4 protein-coding genes are annotated in these 22,567 nt (G+C 39.6%); all 4 read right to left on the minus strand.

Annotated elements, in window-relative coordinates; all coding sequences use genetic code 11:
- Window positions 1-63: 63 nt before the first annotated feature.
- Window positions 64-4,323, minus strand: a complete 4,260-nt coding sequence (locus FFR48_RS00705) for a non-ribosomal peptide synthetase (protein WP_137666031.1) — start codon at window positions 4,321-4,323, stop codon at window positions 64-66.
- A complete protein-coding gene (locus tag FFR48_RS00710; RefSeq protein WP_137666032.1) occupies window positions 4,320-12,032 on the minus strand; it encodes a non-ribosomal peptide synthetase in 7,713 nt (2,570 codons plus the stop codon). The genes FFR48_RS00705 and FFR48_RS00710 overlap by 4 nt, the downstream gene beginning before the upstream one ends.
- A 98-nt stretch (window positions 12,033-12,130) precedes the next feature.
- A complete protein-coding gene (locus FFR48_RS00715) occupies window positions 12,131-15,397 on the minus strand; it encodes a non-ribosomal peptide synthetase (protein ID WP_137666039.1) in 3,267 nt (1,088 codons plus the stop codon).
- Between the two features lie 128 nt (window positions 15,398-15,525).
- Window positions 15,526-22,200, minus strand: coding sequence for a non-ribosomal peptide synthetase (locus FFR48_RS00720; protein ID WP_137666033.1), 6,675 nt, complete (start codon window positions 22,198-22,200; stop codon window positions 15,526-15,528).
- Between the last annotated feature and the right edge of the window lie 367 nt (window positions 22,201-22,567).

Consider the following 22,567-nt stretch of genomic DNA (forward strand, 5'->3'; position numbering starts at 1 on the left):
TTTATCCCAATTTAAAATGCAAAATTAAAAAAGTCAGGTTGATGATTATGAGTGATTTATTGATTAAATCATCATCAGCCGTAAGTGTGAAGCTAAGGTTTTGACATGGGGTTCATAAAGCATCCGTCCGTGATTTCCAGGTACAGATATTACCTTCACAGGGTTTGGTGTGTAAGCTTGCCATCCCCAGTCCGGTAAATCGTAATTGGTCAGTGCTTGGAGTTCTCGCACTACTATTTCCGGCACGTCTTCAGCACGGAATAAAACAATCGGGGCAGAAATTCGATGAACAGGCTGATAATTTACGTAATTGAGCGTCTGCACTCTCATCACTTGCATATTAGTTTTGAGTAAAGCAAGGCTGGAGTGTTCCGGTAGGGCATTATGACGGTATAGATAACTTGCCGCCAAATCCCAACGGGATTCGTCATCGCTTTGAGCCGCTAAATTAGCGTATTCTAAACCGAGAGAAACTCCTTTTAAAGCTTCGATGCGTTGGATTATTTGCCAAATCCAATCAATATCTGCTCTATTTTTGAAATGTTCCGGATTAGAAACCAATCCCGCATCCAAGATAGCTAGTAAACTCACCTTTTCACCTTGCTGCTCCAGTTGGGAAGTTATTTCAAAAGCGACACTACAACCGGAAGAGTACCCCAGCAATATATAAGGTCCTTGAGGTTGCTGTTGACGTAATTGGGCAATTAGTTGACTTGCGTGGTCAGCTACTGAGTGAGGAAGTATGCTCAGTCCGTCTCTTCCTGGTGCATCGAGTCCATAGACAGGATGTTCAATGCCTAAATTGATTGCCAAATCTCGAAAATAGAAGCTGTGTCCGTTAGAGCCAGATACACAAAATAGGGGGGTTGCATCTCCTAGAGGCTGAATCGGTACTAAATCAGAATTTGATTGTTCCATCTCCCTATTACCTAATGTTTGTGCTAGTTGAGCAATAGTAGGATTCTGAAATAAACTGCTCAAAGCCAGTTGTTGTCCAAACTCTTGTTGTACAAGATTGAGTAATTTGACTGCTAATAAAGAATGGCCGCCCAAATCGAAAAAGTTATCATGAATGCCAATTTCTTGACGTTCCAGAATAGCAGACCAAATGTGCGCTAATTGTGCTTCGAATTTGTTGCGTGGTGGTGTGTATGAACCTTGAACCCCAATATTAGGAGTAGGTAAAGCTTGCCGGTTAATTTTGCCATTGGGGGTTAAGGGTAACTCGTCTAGAACCATGATCTGAGCAGGAATCATGTAATCAGGTAGACGAGTTTTCAGGTAATTTTTCAATTGGGGCGATAAATCAGGGGTAATTCCTGTTAGATATGCAATTAAACTCTGATTATTTTCAGTTTTATGTACAGTAACAATTGCTTCTTTGACAGTAGGGTATTGCAACAAGACTGATTCAATTTCACCCAATTCTATGCGGAAACCACGGAGTTTAATTTGGTTATCAATACGACCAATAAACTCGATATTGCCATCAGGTTTCCATCTTACTAAGTCCCCAGTTTTGTAAATGCGCTCAGTTTTGCCGAATAATTCAATTTCCATAAATTTTTCGGCAGTCAAATCGGGACGGTTGAGATAACCCCGCGCCAACCCTGCACCACTGATGTGTAATTCTCCTGGTAAACCAATGGGTACAGGTTGCAGATATTTGTCTAAGATGTAGAGTTGGGTGTTAGCGATCGCCCTACCGATGGGAATGGTAATCGCTTTTGCTGGTACATCCTCTATCAAGTACCAAGAGGAAAATGTGGTGTTTTCTGTCGGCCCATATACATGAAGGAATCTTTGGGGAGAACCTTGAGTAAGTACCTGCTCGACTGTTTTGGGATCAACGGCCTCCCCACCAAACAACAAACATCGCAGAGAATTAAATATCTGAGGGACAGCACTAACTAACTGATTAAATAAAGCTGTGGTCAAGAATAGGATGCTAATTTCTGTGTCTCGGATGTACGTAGCAAATTTCTGAGGTGAAAGCAGTACATCTTGATTAACTCCCACCAGCGTTGCTCCATTCAGGATCGCTCCCCAAATTTCAAAGGTAGCAGCATCAAAAGCAATGTTCGCAGCTTGAGCAACTCTGTCTGTAGGTTGGATCTGCACATAGTCAGTGTTCAACACCAAGCGATTAACAGCTTTTTGAGGAACTGTTACTCCTTTTGGTGTTCCTGTAGACCCAGAGGTATAAATTACATAAGCCAAATCATTCGGCTGACTGTGAGGACGCGGATTTGCTGTGGACTCCCCAGCAAAAATTTCCTCATCTAAACAAATTACTTGAGGTGGGTTTTGCAGTTGAGATAAAGGTAATCGGTCTAAGAGGAAACTTTGAGTCAGTAACACCAATGTCCCAGAATCTGCTAACATCAACCCTATCCGCTCTAGGGGATAATTAGGGTCAATTGGCACATAAGCACCACCAGCTTTGAGGATGGCAAGTAAACCAATCACCATCTCTGTAGACCGTTCAACGCAGATACCAATTAAAGTGTCCGGCTGAATTTGGTAATTTTGCCGTAAATAATGAGCTAATTGATTAGCTTTTTGATTCAATTGTTGATAGTTTAGGCTGTAGTCGTCAAAAACTACTGCAACCTGATCGGGGGTTTTTGCTGCTTGTTGTTCAAATAGTTGAGCTAAAGTTTTATCTTCAGGATAATCGGTTTGAGTTTGATTCCAGCGTTGTAGTTTTAGCAGTTCTTCTCCTGTCATCAAAGGTAAAGTATTGATTGATTGGTGGGGATGATCAATAATTCCTTGAAGCAGAACTGCAAACTGTTCCGCCATCCGTTGGATAGTAACCCTTGCTAATAGATCGGTGGCGTATTCCCAAGAGCAATTTAACTGATGATCATCTTCGATCACCATCAGGGTTAAGTCAAACTTAGCGATCGCACCCTTAACTCCCAACCATTCAATGTCTAACCCTGATAAATCCAAATCTGGACTTTCATTATTTTCCAGGGTAAACATGACCTGGAATAAAGGGTTATAGCTCATACTGCGTTCTGGTCGTAACTTTTCTACCAGCACATCAAAGGGAACGTCTTGATGAGCATAAGCATCTAAACAGGTTTGGCGAGTTTGTTGTAAAAACTCAATAAAACTTAGATCTAGTTTGATTTGCTGACGCATAACCAAAGTATTGACAAAAAAGCCAATTAACCCTTGAGTCTGGCTATGGGTGCGGTTAGCAATGGGAGAACCAATACATAAGTCTTCTTGCCGACTGTAACGAGATAGTAAAATACTCAAAGCAGCCAACAAAGTCATATATAAACTTACGCCTTGCTGTTGACTAAAAGCATTAACAGCAGTAGTTAATTGCGGTGAGAGAGAATAAATATAGCGATCGCCTCTGTAACTTTGTTGCGCTGGACGAGGATAATCAGTAGGTAATTCCAGTAATGGGGAAGCATCACCTAGTTGATGTTTCCAGTAATCAATTTGCTTTTCTAATACTTCTCCTTGTAACCAGTGGCGTTGCCAAGTTGCATAGTCACTGTATTGAATCGGTAAAGGAGCAAAAGTTGGGGTTTGACCTTGAGAATAAGCAATATAAGCCTGCCATAACTCCCGCAAAAATACTCCCATTGACCAGCCATCACTGATAATGTGGTGCATATTGATGGACAAGACAGATTTTTGCTCCCTTCGGCTTCGCTCAGGATAAACCTCCAATTGCAGCAGTTTAGCTTTAAACAAAGGGCCAGTATTTAAGTCAAAGTGTTCTTGTGCATGAGCGTCAATTAAATCTTGGATATTTGGGCATTGGGTATCTAAATCAAGCTCTCCCTTGTTCCCAGTCCCTAATTCCCGGCAATCTTGTACTGTTAAAACTGTGATTTCGTCTAAACTGCGGATGGCAACTTGTGGTTGTCCGGCAACTGTAGGAAAATACATCCTCAGACTCTCGTGCCGATTCAGCAGATAAGCCAAACTAGAATGTAGGGCATCAATATTCAGGTTGCCGTTCAGTTGTAAAGCGATCGGCATATTGTAAGTAGCTGATGACCCTTGGAGTTGTGCTAATAGCCAGAGACGTTGTTGAGCAAAGGACGGAAGCTTGGGAGAGTCAGCACTTAAAGCAGGAATTTCTGCGGTGATCACAGCTTGTGTTTTAGCAGCTTTCAAGAAGGTGAGAATCTCTGCTTTGTGGTTTTGAATTTCCTGCTTCAGTTCCGCAGTCAGGGCATTTTTGCTAGTCCGAATCCGTAACTTATCATCTTCAGCCCAAATTCGGCAGCCCATGTTCTGCAAACGAAGCATTAAAGAAACTATTTGCTGATTGTGTGTTATGGTCATAGTTCAATTTCCTCTTCGTCTGAGTTTAAAGGTTGTATATCTGTGGTTGTCGAATTAACCCAAAGGCAACTATCTATATAATTTGCCAAGTCTATGAGGGTGGGAGTCTCAAATACTTGACGCAGTGGCAGTTCTATATTGAAAGTGTCACGAATGCGATAACACAGTTGGGTAGCGAGTAATGAATGTCCTCCCAAGTTAAAGAAATTATCTTGTCGGGCTATGGCTTCATATTTGAGTAACCTTGCCCATATCTGCGCCAGGGATTTTTCTGTTTCTGTAACAGGTAATTCAATATTTTTTGTGGTGACAATTTGATCTGGTGCAGGTAAGGCTTTACGGTTTATTTTGCCATTTGGTGTCAGTGGCAGTTTTTCCAACACCACAAAATGGCTAGGAATCATATAATCAGGCAGAGTTTTGCCCAGAAAATCCCGCCATTCTGCTAATAAAGCTGGATCTAATTGACTGTTGCGATATTGTAAAGGTTGGTTGGCGTAATTTTGCCAAGGTTTCAGTCGCCAATTGCCTTTTGTCGCAAATTTTGGTGTTGTCACCTCTCCAGGAATGTGGCGTTGAAACACAACATCATAATCAGCAAATCCTGTGGAGCTATATTGAATAAACGCCTTATAGGGCAAATCTCGCGTTAAATTTCGGAAAGTTTCTGGTTCTATACCTGATTGGGCTTGGGAAATTACTGCTTTTAAGTCGGTGACAGTACCATCTAATTGAGGAATTTTTTCTAACAACGCCATTTCTGGAATTAGACGAGCATTAGGAATATTTTTAATCCCTAGTAAGTCTGGTTGCTGGGTGGTTAAAATTCTCTCGATTGTTTCCAGATTCAACTGTTGCTCTTGCCAATTTAACCATTCCGGTTGCTTCAGGGTAATATCTGCCCGATCTAAGTACAAAACAACGTCATAACGAAAACGGCTCATTTCCGTATGACTGTAACCCCATTTTAATTCAATTTGGACATGACTAATCCGAGGAAATCTTTGCTTGAGGGCGATAAAGAAATCAGGGTCAATTAATAATTCTTCTTCGGTGCGAATGCTGTTTTGAATTTGTTGGCGCAAGTCCTGAATTGATAAATCATCAGGGGCGCGATAAAAATCGGCTGCGGTGTGGAAAGCCTCTAATAAGTGGAGATTTCGCACATCTCCAATCAAGATTTTGCCTTGATTCTTGACAGTTTTAATTGCCCCTTCAATAACTGACAACAGGTAATTTAAAGAGGGGAAATATTGAATTACAGAATTGATGATTACTAAGTCAAAAGCATTGGTTTCAATACCATCAAACTGATGAGCAGCACCAGTTTTTAAGGTAACTTTTTCTTGGAGTGACTGCTGTTCTAGATATTGTGATATGTACTGCAATGCCTCTGGCGCAAAATCTGTACCAAAATAATGCTGACAATGGGGTGCGACTTTAAACAATAACATCCCTGAACCGCACCCGATTTCCCAAACTCTTTCGGGTTGAAGTTCAAGAATTTGCTCAACGGTTGTATCTCGCCATTCTTGCATCGCGCCTGGGGGAATGGGTTGGCCTGTGTAGCTATCATTCCAACCAACTATATTTAGGGTGGGGTCGTCAGTGGGCGTTGTTTGGTGAGCATAGTTAGTATTAAAAATGTCTTCCCACAATTCCACCAATTCATCTGGGTTTGTGTTGTCTTCTGTTGCTGTTGGTACAACATAAGCTACCAAGCGTTTATCGAGATCAGTTTCTTCTCGAACAGTGACAACTGCTTCCTGAATTTTGGGATGTTGAACTAATGTCGCTTCAATTTCACTTAATTCAATCCGAAAACCACGTATTTTTACCTGATGGTCAATGCGGCCTAAGTATTCTAAATTGCCGTCAGTTAGCCAACGGGCTAGATCACCAGTTTTATAAATCCTCTCAGTTTTACCGAATAATTCAACTTCAATAAATTTTTCGGCAGTTAATTCCGGGCGGTTGAGATAACCTCTGGCTAAACCCACACCAGCAATGCACAATTCCCCTGGTATTCCTGGGGGTAATGGTTGGTTGTGTGGATCTAATATATAGATGCGGAGATTAGATATTGGTTGACCGATAGGTGGTTTTTTGCCATTAGGTTGACAAGGAGCTAATGCCGCAGTCACAGTGGTTTCTGTCGGTCCGTAGCAATTATATAAACGTTGTTCTGTTCCCCATTGACTAACTAATTCAGCAGTACAAGCCTCTCCACCAACAGTCACACATTGTAAATCAGGGAAGCTCACCTTTGGTAAGACAGATAAGGCTGAAGGAGAAAGAAAACTGTGAGTAATTTTGTTTTCACTTAAAAAGTCAACTAAGCTTTGGCCAGGTAACAGAGTTTCTTTATCACTCAAATACAAGCAAGCACCACTGACTAAATTAGTGGCAATTTCACCAATAGACAAATCAAAACTAAAAGAACCAAATTGCAACAAGCGATTTTGGGGTTGAATTTGAAAAGTTTGCGCCCAAACCAAACTTAAATTGACAATTGCGCGATGCTCAATCATTACCCCTTTGGGCTGTCCTGTAGAACCAGAGGTGTAAATGACATAAGCTAAATCATTGGGTGTACTTTGAGACAGGGGATTTTCTTTTGACTCCTGAGCAAACGTTTCCTGATCTAAACAAATTACTTGAGGTGGGTTTTCTAGTTGATTAGTTGGTAATTGGTGTTTGAGGAAACTTTGGGTGAATAATACCGATGTCCCAGAATCTTCTAACATGAACTTAATTCGTTCTTGGGGATAATTGGGATCAATCGGTAGGTATGCGCCACCTGCTTTGAGTATACCGAGTACACCAATAATCATGTCCAAAGAGCGTTCAACACTAATACCAATTAAGGTGTCTGGCTGAATTTGGTGATTTTGAATTAGGTAATGAGCCACTTGATTGGCTTTTTGATTTAACTGATGATAGGTAAGGCTGCTATCTGCAAAAACTATTGCAGTTTGATCAGGGTTTTTTGCGGCTTGTTGTTCAAACAAAGTTACCAGTGTTTGGTCTTGCGGGTAATCGCTATCTGTTTGATTCCACGCTTGCAATTGTTGAATTTCTGCTGTGGTAATGAGTGGTAGCTTACTGATAGGCTGCTGGGGATTTGCTATAATTGCTGTTAGCAAAACTTCAAAGTGTCTCGCCATCTGCTTAATTGTGTCCGTCGCAAATAAATCGGTGGCATATTCCCAGACACAGTTGAGTTGTTGGTTATGTTCCCGCAGATCAAGTCCCAGGTCAAATTTAGCAAAAGGGAAACTTTGCTCGAATGTTTTAATATCTAACCCAGGTAAACTAACATTTTTCCCTACGCCTTCGGTGTTTTGTAAAGCTATCATCACTTGGCATAGGGGATTACGGCTGAGGCTGCGTTCTGGTTGTAGTTTTTCTACCAGATACTCAAAGGGAATGTCTTGATGAGCATAAGCATATAAGCAAGTTTGGCGAGTTTGTTGGAGTAATTCACTAAAACTTTGCTCTGGCTTGATTTTGCTTCGCAATACTAAGGTGTTGACAAAAAAGCCGATTAACCCTTCTGTATAGCTATGGGTGCGGTTAGCGATCGCACTACCAATACATAAATCTTCTTGGCGGCTGTAACGCGATAGTAAAATACTAAAAGCCGTTAACAGGGTCATAAACAAACTCACCCCGTGTTTTTGACTCAGGACTTTGAGTTGCTGTGTTAGTTCCCTGCTTAAACAATATTCCTCATGTTCACCCTGATAACTTTGTTGTGCTGGGCGAGGATAATCAGTTGGTAACTCCAGTACACGAGGTGCATCACCTAGTTGTTGTTGCCAATAATTTTCTTGACTGGCTAAAATTTCCCCCTGTAACCAATTGCGCTGCCAAGCTGCATAATCACTATATTGAATCGGTAATGGTGATAGGTTGGGAGTAGAACCCACAGCATAAGCAGCATAAGCTTGTTCCCATTCCCGTTTAAAGACACCCATTGACCAGCCATCACTGATAATGTGGTGCATATTAATCAGTAGGACATTTTTTTGCCGGCTTAGTTGCAGTAGTTTGGCTTTGAACAGGGGTCCAGTGTTTAAGTTCAAGGGTGCTTGTGCATGGCTATCTGCTAACCGTTGTACAGTTTCCGCTTGTGTCTGAGGATCGAGTGTTTGTAAGTCCGCAATTTCTAATACTTCTATATCTTCAATATTTTGAACTACTACTTGGGGTTCTCCCTCTAAGGCTGGGAAATAAGAGCGTAAACTTGTATGCCGTTCTAGCAAATAAGTTAAACTTTGCCGGAGAGCCTCTACATTTAATTTACCGTCTAGTTGGAGTGCGATCGGCATATTATAGGTGGAAGAAGTTCCTTTTCCTTCCAGTTGAGCGATAAACCAAAGTCTTGATTGGGCAAAAGACAGAGTTTTTGGTTCATTTTCTGACTGGGGTGAAATAGGAGGTAAAGCCACACTCGCAGATGCTTGATCAATTTCCCTCGCCAACTCAGATAAAATGCTTTGCTCAAATATCTTACGAACAGGTACTTCTACCCTGAAAATATCACGAATGCGGGCAACTAATTGAGTTGCTAACAGGGAATTTCCACCTAATTCAAAGAAGTTATCAGAACGACCAACAGAGTTAACTTTTAATAAACTTTGCCATAAACTAGCGAGTAGTTCTTCTGTGGGAGTTACTGGTATTTCCAAATCAGCAGCAGTGGCTGTGTTTGGTGCTGGTAATGCACGACGGTTTATTTTTCCATTAGCAGTCAAGGGCAAGTTTTCCAAAACCATAATCTGGCTAGGAATCATATAATTTGGCAAGCGATTTTTGAGGTATTCTCTTACTTCAATTACCCCCTTAAACGCCAAGCCAGCGGTTTTTTCTGACTCTGTAACATAGGCAATTAACCTGGGATTGTTATCAGTTTCATATAAAATCACCACAGCTTCTTTAACTGATGGATGTTGTAATAATAGTGATTCTATTTCACCCAGTTCAATTCTAAAACCCCGTAATTTTACTTGTTCATCAATGCGACCCAAATATTCTAAATATCCTTCATTATTCCATTTAGCTAAATCACCGGTTTTATAAATCCGTTCAGATTTACCAAATAAGTTAATATCAATAAATTTTGTGGCTGTTAAATCAGGACGATGAAGATAACCCCGCGCTAAACCTATTCCTGCAATACACAATTCACCGGGGATACCAGGGGGTAATAGTTGATTATTGGCATCTAAAATATAAATACGGATATTAGGTAATGGTTTACCGATTGGTGGTTTTTTGCTGTTTATCTGACTATTAGGTTGACAAAGATAAATAGCAGCCGTCACAGTAGATTCTGTCGGACCATAACAATTGTATAAATGTTGTTCTGTTCCCCACTGACTTACCAATTCAGCCGAACAAGCCTCTCCACCAACAGCCAGATATTGTAAATCTGGGAAACTCACTTTTGGTAAAACAGATAAAGCCGAAGGAGATAAAAACCCATGAGTAATTTTGTGTTTAGTTAAAAAATCAACTAAACTTTCACCAGGTAATAAAGTATCTTTATTGCCTAAATATAAACAAGCACCTGCTAGTAAAGCAGTCGCAATTTCACCAATGGATAAATCAAAACTAAAAGAACCAAATTGTAGTAAACGACTTTCATTTTTTACTTGGAATTTTTCACTCCAAGCTAAAGCTAAATTAACAATTCCTTGATGTTCAATCATTACTCCTTTGGGTTTACCTGTAGAACCAGAGGTATAAATTACATAAGCTAAATTATTGTAATTGACAGTTGACAATGGACAATTGACAATTGACAATGGGTATTTGTCTCTTTCTTCATCTAAATAAACAACTTTAACAGTATTTTCTAAACTATCTAAAGGTAATTTATCTACTAAACAACTTTGAGTTAATAAAACCGATATTCCAGAATCTGCTAACATCAACTCAATTCGTTCTTGGGGATAGTTGGGATCAATGGGTACATAAGCACCACCAGCTTTCAGAATCCCTAAAATACCAACAATCATTTCCAAAGAACGTTCTACAGAAATACCGATTAAGGTATCTGGTTGTATTGGGTAATTTTCAATTAAGTAATTAGCTAGTTGATTCGCTTTTGCATTTAACTGTTGATAAGTTAGACTTTCAGATGCCAAAACTACAGCTAAATTATTAGGATTCTTAATAACTTGCTGTTCAAATAAGTCAACAAGAGTTTTATCTTGAGGATATTCTGTTTGTGTATGATTCCATGTTTTTAGTTGCTGAATTTCATCTGGAGTCAGCAAAGATAGAGTATTAATTGATTGATGGGGATTATCAATAATTTGCTGTACCAGAACCTCAAAATGGCGCACCATCCTTTGAATAGTTGTCTCTGCAAACAAATCCGTTGCATATTCCCATTCTCCAGTTAAACCTTGGGGAGTTTCCCGGAAAATTAAGGATAAATCAAAGAATGTTGTGGTGTTTTCCCACTCAAAGCGGGTGAGAGTTAAACCAGGAATTAAAAGTGTTTCGGGAGTTCCACTTTGTAAACCAAAAGCGACTTGAAATAGGGGATGATGAGCAAGCGATCGCTCTAATCCTAATTCATCAACTAATTTTTCAAATGGTAAATCTTGATGATCATAAGCATCTAAAGTTACTTGTTTTACCCGTTGCAGTAATTCTATAAAAGTAGGATTTCCTTGTAAGTTGGTACGCAAAGCTAAAGTATTGACAAAAAAGCCAATTAAGGGTTCTATTTCTCTGCGGTTACGATTGGCGATCGCAGAACCAACTACAATATCATTTTGATTACTATAACGAGACAATAACAGCGCAAATACTGCCAGTAAAGTCATAAACAAAGTAGTTCCTGACTCCTGACTTAACCGCTTTAATTTTTGTGTTAAATCTAAATTAATTTGGATAAATTCACTACGTCCGCGAAAACTTTGGACTGATGGACGTGGATAATCGGTAGGTAATTCTAATAATGGGGGAACCTCTGCTAATTGTTGTTGCCAGTAATTGAGTTGTTTATTTAAAGTTTCTCCTTGTAAATATGACCTTTGCCAGTGAGCAAAATCAGCATATTGTAAAGATAATGCAGGTAGAGAGGAAGATTCTCCATTACAAAAAGCGGTGTAAAGACTGAACAATTCTTTACGGAAAATATCCATTGACCAACCATCACAAACTATGTGATGAATGACCAATAAAAGCAAATGAGATTGATCAGCTAGTTGCAGTAATTTTACTCGTAATAAAGGAGCTTTCGATAAATCAAATGGCTGTTGTAATTCTGCTGTTGCTAAATGTTGCGCTTTGCTGAATTGGTCTTTTTCTGGTACTTGTCCCCAGTCTAGGACTTCTATTTTTAACGTAGGTTGGCTGTGAATTACCTGTATGGGTGATTCATTAACAACAGAGAAGCTAGTGCGTAAAATTTCATGACGTTGGACAATTTCTAGAATGGCTTTTTCCAAAGCATTAATATTTAAAATACCGCTAATTTGCCAGAAAAATGGCACGTTATAAACACCATTTTCTCCTTCTAGTTGGTCAATAAACCACAGTCTTTGTTGAGCAAAGGAGAGGGGAAGGGGGTTTTCCCGTGATACTGGTTTGAGGAGTGGGGTTTGTTGTTGCTTTTTTAGTTTTTGTAGAACTAATGCTCGTTTTTCTGGTGATAATTTTTCAAGTTGTTTTAGTAAGTCGCTCATAATATTTTTGTTGAAATTTATTTTTTATCGCACCACAGAGAAGCAAAGGACACGGAGAGAGTAGACAAAAGATGAATATTTAGAAGGTTATTTTTCTATTAATCTATAAGTAGTTGTTGTGTCACCTCCTCTTCTGATAATTGATCTACTTCTGCTAAAATCCTTGCCAGTTCATCATTTTCTGCTTGCTCAATTTGTTGTTCTATGACTTTTTGGGCAAGTTCGGCAATAGTGGGATTTTCAAATAAGTAACGCAAAGGAAAGTCAAGAGAAAAGACTTCTCTTAAACGAGAAATTGCTTGAGTAGCTAGTAAGGAATGTCCTCCTAATTCAAAGAAGTTATCGTTAATTCCCACTTGTTTTAATTTCAGAACTTCCTGCCAAATATCTGCTAATTCTTGTTCTGTATCAGTGCTAGGTGGAACAAAATCAACTTCTAGATTTCTTTGAGAAGTATCAGGAACTGGCAAAGCACGACGATTGATTTTACCATTAGGAGTTAAGGGTAAATTCTCTAAAATTACGAAAGCAGCAGGAATCATGTAATCTGGCAGTTTTGATTTGAGAAAGTTTCTCAAACTGCTGGGAGTTGGTACATTATCCTGTGCTACCAAATAAGCTACTAATAATTTCTTACCTGGTTCATCTTCCCGCGCCATTACTACAACTTGTTGAATGTCAGGATGTTGATTTAAAACTGCTTCAATTTCTGCTAATTCAATTCTAAAACCACGCAGTTTTACCTGTGTATCAATTCGTCCAATAAATTCTATATTCCCATCAGGTAAACGCCGGACTAAATCCCCTGTTTTGTAAAGGGTATCTCCTGCAATAAAAGGATTAGAAATAAATCTTTCTCTGGTTAATTTTGGTTGATTTAAGTAACCTCTAGCAACACTCGCACCACCTACATATAGTTCACCAGGAACACCAATAGGAACTCTATGTAAATGAGTATCTAATATATAAACTGTTCTGTCTCCAATGGGTTTACCAATGGGAATAGATTTGAAATTTTCAGTTAGTTTTTCAGGAATGGGATAACAACAGGTAAATACTGTACATTCTGAAGGACCATAACCGTTGATGATTTTAGTTTCTGGTAATAGTTCTAAAGCAAGACGCACATGATTTATAGACAAAGATTCTCCACCAATAAGCAGTTGTTTAATGCCTAATAAACCTTGTGGCATTGTATCAATCATCATATTGAATAAAGCGGAAGTTAACCAAAGAGTGTTAACTTTTTGTTCTTGAATAATTTGGGTTAATTTTTCTGCTGTAGGAATTTTTTCTGGATAAAGTACACAACGTCCACCATAAAGCAATGGTGGCCACATTTCTAGGGTGAGTCCATCCCAAGAAACAGATGAATGTTGTAGCCAAATCTGGTTTTCATCAAGGTGAATATAATCAACACCAAACATAAAACCGATAAAGCTACGATGGGGAACTTCTGTTCCTTTTGGTGTTCCTGTTGAACCTGATGTATAAATGATATAAGCTAAATTGTCTGGAGTAACTTCACAGGGTAAATTATCTGCTGAATATTGGGCGATAATTTCCCTATCTGTATCAAGATTCACCACTGTTTGCTGATTTCGTGGGAGTCTATTTTGTAGATGAGTTTGTGTTAGTAAGATGGGTGTTTGTACATCTTCCAGCATTAAAGCTAATCTTTCTATAGGATAAGCTGGATCTAATGGTACATAAGCACCTCCAGCTTTGAGAATGGCGAGTATTCCGATTACCATTTCTGGGGAACGTTCAACACAAATTCCTACCCTAGTTTCTGGTTTAACTCCTAATGATTTTAAATGATGGGCTAATTGATTAGCACGGTTATTTAATTCTCGATAAGTTAAATTTTCTTGTTTATAAACAACTGCAATATTATCAGGTGTTTTTTCAACCTGTTCTTCAAATAAAACATGAACACATTGATAATTAATATTTTCTTGATTTTGATGATTCTCTAGATGATTTTCTAAAATTATTAATTCTTGTTCTTCTGCTGCACTGAGTAAAGATATTTGTGAAATATTTTGTTGTAAGTTTTCTGCAAACCTTGTTAGCAATGTTTGGAAATGTCCAATCATGCGGACTAATGTTGTTTCATCAAAGGATCTAGTATCATAAACAAATCTACCTCCTAAATGTGAACCAGGGTTAATGACTATTGTTAATGGGTAGTTTGTTCTTTCAAAACAACTCAGATGACTAATATCTAAGGTTTCTTCCTTGTCTTGTTTACTGGAATCTACGGGATAATTTTCAAAGACTAACAGACTTTCAAATAATGGCATCCTTGGGAGAATATCACTTACTTTTTGAATTTCTGCTAGGGAAAAATAACTATATTGTTCTTGTTCTATTGCTTGAGTTTGTAATTCTTGCAGCCAAGATAATATTTGTTTTTGATGATCAATTTTTACACGGGTGGGAATGGTGTTAATTAATAATCCCACCATTGATTCTATGTTGTCTATTACAGGTTGACGACCGGATACAGTTGCTCCAAAAACTACATCTTTTTCGCCACTGTTTATAGTGAGCGAAGTCGAACTATAGCAGGAAATTAATAAACCCCATGCTCCCTGTACTAAATTATTTAATGTTAAATGATGTTGTCGTGCTGCATTTTGCAATTTTTCAGTTACCGTTTGAGATAATTGAAAACGTTTTTCTTGATATATTCCTTTGCTTCTGTTCCCTGTTAAGAGTTCCCTGTTCCCTATTAAGGTAGGTGTTTCAAAACCTGTTAATGTTTGTTGCCAAAATTGTTTAGCTTTTTCAAGATCCTGTTGTTGTAACCATTCAATATATTCTTTATAAGGTCGAACTGGTGACAATCTTAAATATTCACCCCGTTGATTTGCTTCATAAAAAGCTAAAACTTCTTTGATGATAATTTGCATTGACCAACCATCAAATAATATATGGTGATGACTCCAAATAAATTGATAGGTGTTCTCAGTTAATTGAATGATGGTAAACCGCATTAAAGGAGCTTGATTGAGGTCAAATCCCTTATGGCGATCGCTCTTGAGAAACTCCTCTAACTTCTCTTGTTGTTCATCAGTTGTTAAATGTCGCCAATCTAATTTTTCCCAGGGAAGATCCACTTGCTTACTCACCATTTGCAAGGGTTTTTCTATTTCTTCCCAAAAGAAAGAACTGCGTAATATTGAATGTCTGGCTACAACCTGTTCCCAAGCTTTTTGGAATGCAGCAAAATTCAATTCCCCAGAAAGTATACAAAGTAACTGCTCAAAATAAACTTCTGATTCTGGTGCATAAAGGGTATGAAACAACATCCCTTGTTGCATGGGTGAAAGTTCATAAAGGTCTTCGATACTTTGCATACATTTCCTCTGAGTTGGTGATTGGGGACTGGGGACTGGGGACACTTCGACAAGCTCAGTGCATCGCTGGGGACTGGGGACTTGGAAAGAATTAACCAATTACCCATTACCCATTACCCATTACCTATTTATTTCTTCTTGTTGAGTTTGGCTAGGAATTTATCTAGCTGTTTTTGATTGAGTTTAGCAGCAGAGAAATCAGATGGGGTATAGCTTTGCTCGTCTTTTGATTGACAGTGATGTATGAGGTTTGTTAATGCTTCCATGAATCCTGAAGCTAACCTTTCAATAGTCTCCCGCTTGTGAATTTTATCACTATACGCCCAAGTCATTTCTAGTTTTCCAGCCCGAATAAAACCGCTAATTCCTAATAGGTGACTACGACGATTTAATCCACTTTGTTCTGATTTAAATTCTTTAGCTTCACCTAACACTGATGATGCTTTCAGAACTTGATCAAATTGTCCAAGGTAGTTAAAACTAACTTGCGCTGATGGGAGGGAAGCTAATTTTTTGCGGATGCTGGTGTCTGTGTTTAAATATCGCAATACACCATAACCTATCCCCCGGTTGGGAATGCTTCTCAGTTGTTCTTTGACTGATTTTAATGCTTCCCTTGGTTGATTTTCTGTGATTTCTAAACCCACAGGAAATAATGTGGTAAACCAACCTACAGTTCTAGAAAGGTCTACATCTTCAAATAAGTCTTCCCTTCCATGTCCTTCTAAATCAATTAGTAAAGAATTTTCTCCTGTCCAATTGGCAAAACTCTGTACTAAAGCTGTTAATAAAACATCATTAATTTGGGTATTGTAAGCAGCAGGTACATCTTGTAATAGGGCGCGGGTTTGTTCTTCATTTAAGGCCAATGACACAGATGCAGTTGAGGCTAGAGTATTATTTTCTTCAGATGCAGCATAGTCTATTGGTAAAGGTTTGGTGGAAATATTAGATTGATTTACCCAGTAATCTAACTCTTTGACAGCTTGGTTTTGAGCGTATTCTGTTAAGCGATCGCTCCAATATTTCCAAGATGTTGTTTTCTCTGGTAATTTTATCATCTGACCCCGGCTCATTTGTTGGTAAGCTGTGGCTAAATCTTCCAATAAAATCCTCCAAGACACACCATCAACAGCTAAGTGATGAATGACGAAAAGTAAACAACTGGGGCGATCCTTGCCTAATTGAAATAATGCAACTTTGGCAATTTCTCCCTTCGCTAAATCCAAACTAGCTTGCAGTTCTGCATCCTTAGCTTTCATCGCTGTTTCCTGTTCTGCTGCTGACAGGTGCGATAAATCAAAGATACTTAATGGTACTGTTTCTTTGACATCGGTGTGGATTTGCTGCCAGTTTTCGCTTTCCTGGACAAATTGCGATAGCGAAGCGCTGCTGTAAGCAGTTCGCAAAGCATCATGATGTACCAAAAGTTTTTGTACCACTTCCTGCAATAATTCAGGTTGCAAATCAGCAGGAACTTCTAACAAGGCTGACTGGTTAAAGTAATTGATTTCTGGTAATTTCTGCTCAAAAAACCATTTTTGAATCGGTGTTAACCCAACTTTACCAGTTACTAAACCTTGTTCGGCGTTGATTTGGCGAGTCATACCCGCTACAGTCGCTAACTCCGCAATGGTTTGATACCTAAATAACTGTTTAGCGGCAATTTGAATACCCGCCTGATTCGCTTTAGAAACTAGCTGAATACTGAGAATTGAATCTCCACCCAATTCAAAATAATTATCGTGAATGCCAACGTTTTCTATTCTCAGCACTTCTGACCAAATCGCCACTAATTTCTCTTCTATTAATGTGCGTGGTGCTGCAAATTTATGTTCATCACTGCGAGAAAAATCCGGTGTTGGTAAAGCCCGATAATCTACCTTTTGGTTAGAGGTCATGGGTATGCTATCTAACACCATGAACGCCGCCGGGATCATGTAATTCGGTAATTTCTGTTTAAGAAACTGGCGCAGTTCGTCAATTGTTGGTTGTGGTGCTTGGGGTACGAAATAAGCCACCAATCGCTTTTGTCCAGTAATTTCTTGATGGGCAATAACAACCGCTTGGGATACTTGGGGATGTTGTCTTAATACTGTCTCAATTTCTCCCAACTCAATGCGGAAACCGCGAATTTTTACCTGATTATCAACTCGTCCCAGGTATTCTAAATTGCCATCTCTTCTAAATCTGACTAAATCCCCAGTTTTATATAATCTGTTATTCCCTTCTGCCTCCTGCCCCCTGCTTCCTGCCTTCTCAATAAATTTCTCTGCTGTGAGTTCAGGACGTTGCCAATATCCCCTAGCTAGTCCTGCTCCCCCAATGTGTAATTCTCCGGGAACTCCTATAGGTACAGGTTGCTGATATTGATCTAAAACGTAAACTTGGGCATTACTAATGGGTTTACCAATGCTCACAGAAGTCGTGCGGTGAGCGAAGTCGAACCGATTTTCCGGGGTGAGGCGTTCTAAGGTAGTTACTACCGTTGCTTCTGTGGGTCCGTAGCTGTTAAATAATTGGGGTGCTGGGGAAAGATGGTCACTGAGCGAAGTCGAAGTGTGCGCTGTGCAATTATGCCAATGTTGCACTTTTTCTAGTTGTACTTCTTCACCACCAATAATTACAGTTCTCAAACTTCCAGGAATGGGTGAGTTTTGGGGTTGCAGTTCTGTTACTAATTGATGCCAGTATGCTGTGGGTAAGTCCAAAACTGTTAACTGCCATTTTTGACAACACCGCCAAAAATCATCGCTGGAGTTGAGCATTTCTTCAGTGCGTAACACTAAGGTTGCACCAACAGCAAGACAGGGGAAGATTTCTTCTATGGATGTATCGAAGCAAACAGAAGCAAATTGTAGAACCTTGTCTTGAGCATTGATACCATACTCATCAATGGCAGTGGTGACAAAGTTCAATATTGAACGATGTTCTATCATTACACCTTTGGGTTTACCCGTAGAACCAGAGGTATAAATAATATAAGCCAGGTTATTTAGCTGAACATCACTAACTGGGTTAGCTGTACTTTGGGTAGCGATTTTCGCCCAATCTGTATCTAAACAAATGGTTTGTCCGCTATAACCTGCCAGTTTTTCCTGGACAGTTCGACTTCCCTCACCGAAATATCTATTTTGTGTAAGTAAAATACCGAGTTGGGTATCTGTGATAATCTCCGCTATGCGTTCTTGGGGATAAGCAGGATCAATGGGAACGTAAGCACCACCAGCTTTAAGAATACCCAATAACCCCGCAATCATTTCTAAGGAACGATCAACACAAATACCTACCAAGGTTTCTGGTTTAACTCCTAAACTTTGCAGATAGTGGGCGATTTTGTTAGCGCGATCGCTCAATTCTCGGTAAGTTAATTTTTTACCATCCTGTTCTACAGCTACGGCATCCGGTGTTAATTCTACTTGCAGTTCAAATAACTTATGGATACACTGACTCTGTGTAGTTTCCCGGTTTGTTTGATTCCATTCCCCTAATCGTTTTTGTTGTGATGCGGTAATTAGAGGTATTTGGCCAATTTGTTGATCTGGGTTCGCTACCATCTCAATTAACACCTGTTCATATTGCTCTAGCATCGCTGCCATGCTTTCAGCATCAAACAAGTCGCTGTTATATTCCAAATCCAGAGTAATCCCTTTTGCTCCCGTTTTTGCACCGTACTGTACACTTTGTTCAAACCGGGGGATAACTAAGAAATCAAGATCAAACTTGGCAGATTTGTTACTAGCAGGTTCATGCAGGATGAAGTCAAAGCCTGGGAATTTCAAATAAGGCTTGGCAGAGTTATGGAAACTAAACATCACCTGAAACAGCGGATTATGGCTCAAGTTGCGAACTGGTTTGACCGCTTCTACCACTTTATCAAAGGGGACATCTTCGTTAGCGTAAGCTTCCATTGTCATTTGGCGCACCCGATCAAGTAATTCCCGCACTGTGGGATTTCCGGAAACGTCGGTACGTAAAACCAAGTTATTGACAACCATACCCATGATCTTCTCGATCTGGTGCATCCGACGATTGGCAACCGCAGAACCGATAAAAATATCATCTTGGCCAATGTAGCGGTGCAACTGGATGATGAAAGCCTCCAACATCGTCATAAATAAGGTTGCACCTTGCTGATGACTGAAAGCTCTCAGGGATTCGCACAAATCAACGGGCAATTCCTTCCGCGCGTGTTCGCCATTATAGGTTTGCTCTTTGGGACGTGGGCGATCGTAAGGTAATTCCAACAACGGAGGCATCCCTGCTAACTGTTGTTGCCAATACACTAACTGCGCTTGAGCTTCTGGAGTTTTCGCCCATTCACGCTGCCAGGTGGCAAAGTCAGCAAACTGATAACTTAATTCCGGTAATGGGGAAGGTTTACCCGCCCAGAAAGCTTCATACAGTGCTACCAACTCACTTAAAAAGACGTTAAATGACCAGCCATCATGGGCCATGTGATGCTCCACATGGGTCAATATATAATCCTGGTCGCTCAACTGAAATACTGCCCATTGCACTATAGGTAGTTGGGTTAGGTCTAAGTGTGTGAGCAGTTCTGCCTCTACTAACTTTTGTGCTTCTATTTGTCGTTCAGGTTCAGGAATGTGCCGCAGATCAACGACTCTAAAAGCGGCTCCTGGATGTGGGTGAATTACTTGATACAGCCTACCATTCACCTCTTGATAAGTTGTACGGAAGATTTCATGCCGTCTGACAATCTCATCTAGAGAACGTTTTAGAGCTTCAAAATCCAGTTTGCCTCTAATGTCCATTGTGGCCTGGAATTGGTAGGCACTGTTTTCTGGTGCTAATTTATGGACAAAGTAAATCCGCTCTTGGGAAAAGGAAACTGGTACAAGTCCTTCATGGGCAATGTGTTGAATGGTGGGGCGTTCCCATTGAATTTCTTCACCACCTTGGGCAATGAGTTCGGCTACAGCAGCTATGGTGGGGTTGGCAAATACTTGGGCAAAAGATATATTGACTGAGAAAATTTCCCGCGCCCGAGAAATCATTTGCGTCACAATCAGGGAATGACCACCCAAACAGAAAAAGTTATCATTGACTCCCACTACATCCAGTCCTAATAACTGAGTCCAGAGAGTCGCTAACTGTTCTTCAACAGAGTTACGGGGTGCAACAAAAGCTGCTTCTAAATCGGGGCGTGTACGAGCAGGGGCTGGGAGAATACGACGATCAACTTTACCATTGGGGGTCAAGGGTAAGGAGTGCAGCACCATCCAAGCGCCTGGAATCATGTAAGCGGGTAGCTTGTCTTCGAGGAAGCTTTTTAAGGTTGTGGCGGTGACTGGGGATTTTTGATCGGATACAACATAAGCAACTAACCGTTTATCACCAGGAACATCTTCCCGAACAATTACTACTGCTTGTTTTATATCTGGGTGTTGACTTAAAGCTGCTTCAACTTCTCCTAGTTCAATCCGAAAACCGCGAATCTTAACTTGATTATCAACTCGCCCCACAAATTCAATATTACCGTCTGGTAAATAACGCGCCAAATCCCCAGTTTTATACAATTTTGGATTTTGGATTTTAGATTTTGGATTATGAAACGGATGAGAAATAAATCTTTCTTCAGTTAATTCTGGACGGTTCAAGTAGCCTCGCGCTAAACCATCACCACCAATATAGATTTCCCCTGGAGTACCTACGGGAACAGGTTGTAGTTGCTCGTTTAGTATATATATTTGTGTATTAGATATGGGGCGACCAATGGGTAATGTTGTTGCGCCTTCTGGTACATCTTCTACTGGATAAAAACAGGAGTATGTTGTACTTTCAGTCGGTCCATAAACGTGCAATAAATTCTGGGGTGCGCCATTTTTCAAAACTGCTCTAACTGTTTTCGGATCTACAGCTTCACCCCCAAATAATAAGTATCGCAGGTCTTTAAATGCCTGGGGAACAATGTTAGCTAATTGATTAAATAAGGCAGTGGTTAAAAATAAGATGTTAATTTTTTGTTCACTGATGTAATCAGCAAAATCCAAGGGTGAAAGGAGAACGTTTTGCGGTACACCGACTAAGGTAGCTCCATGTAATAGAGTTCCCCAAATTTCAAAGGTGGCTGCATCAAATGAAGTATTGGAAGCTTGGGCAGTGCGGTCAGTGGTTGTAAACTGTACATAATTGGTATTACATACTAAGCGATTTACAGCCCTATGGGGTACAGCAACTCCTTTTGGTGTGCCTGTAGAACCAGATGTATAAATCACATAAGCGAGATTTTCTGCTGTGACATTGCTGGTAGGATTTTCCGAATTTTGGCGATCGATTAATTCCCAATCTTGATCTAAACAAACTGTTTTTACTCCACTTTCCGCAAAGCTTTCCACAAATTTTTGCTGTGTTAACAGCACTTGCACTTGGGAATCTGAGAGCATGAAGGATATCCGTTCTTTGGGATAGGTGGGATCTAGTGGTAGATATACTGCACCTGCTTTGAGAATACCCAGTAAGCCAATGATCATTTCTAGGGAACGTTCCACAGAAATCCCTACTAAAACTTCTGTTCCTACACCTAAAGATTGTAAATAATGAGCTACTTTATTGGCTTGGTGATTCAACTCTTGATATGTAAGTTTTTGCCCATCAAAAACAACAGCGATATTATCTGGGGTTTTTTCTACTTGTGCTACAAATAATTCATGGATGCACAAGTGTTGAGGATAATCTACTCTAGTATTATTCCATTCCACCAATATTTGCTGTTTTTCTTGCTCAGTTAAACCGGGCAAATTCTCAAGAGAACTATTAGAGTTAATCACCATTTCTTCCATGACCTTTGTATATAAATTGATAGTTTTATTCAGGGAATAACAAATGATTATTTGTTGTTTTGATGATTTTTATTATCTTAATGATTGGCTATCATGTTGAAATTTTCTCAAAAACATGACTTTTTTTATTGTTAGATTTGCGAGCATCCCAACTTTGGAAAAATAAACGCCGCTACACCAACAACTCTCTGAAACCCTCTTACCTTTGTGTACTTTGCGTTCTTTACGGTTCAATCAAATAAAATAAACTTGCACATTTGGTATGCTCCCTTAGATTTGATTTTTAGAGAAATGGCCTTTGAGGTATTAATAAGGTGTAATCTAACTCAGAGGCCATTTTTATATTATCTCTAATTTTGGTGCGATT

Origin of the sequence: Sphaerospermopsis reniformis, assembly GCF_005402885.1 — a bacterium.
Classification (GTDB): domain Bacteria; phylum Cyanobacteriota; class Cyanobacteriia; order Cyanobacteriales; family Nostocaceae; genus Sphaerospermopsis; species Sphaerospermopsis kisseleviana.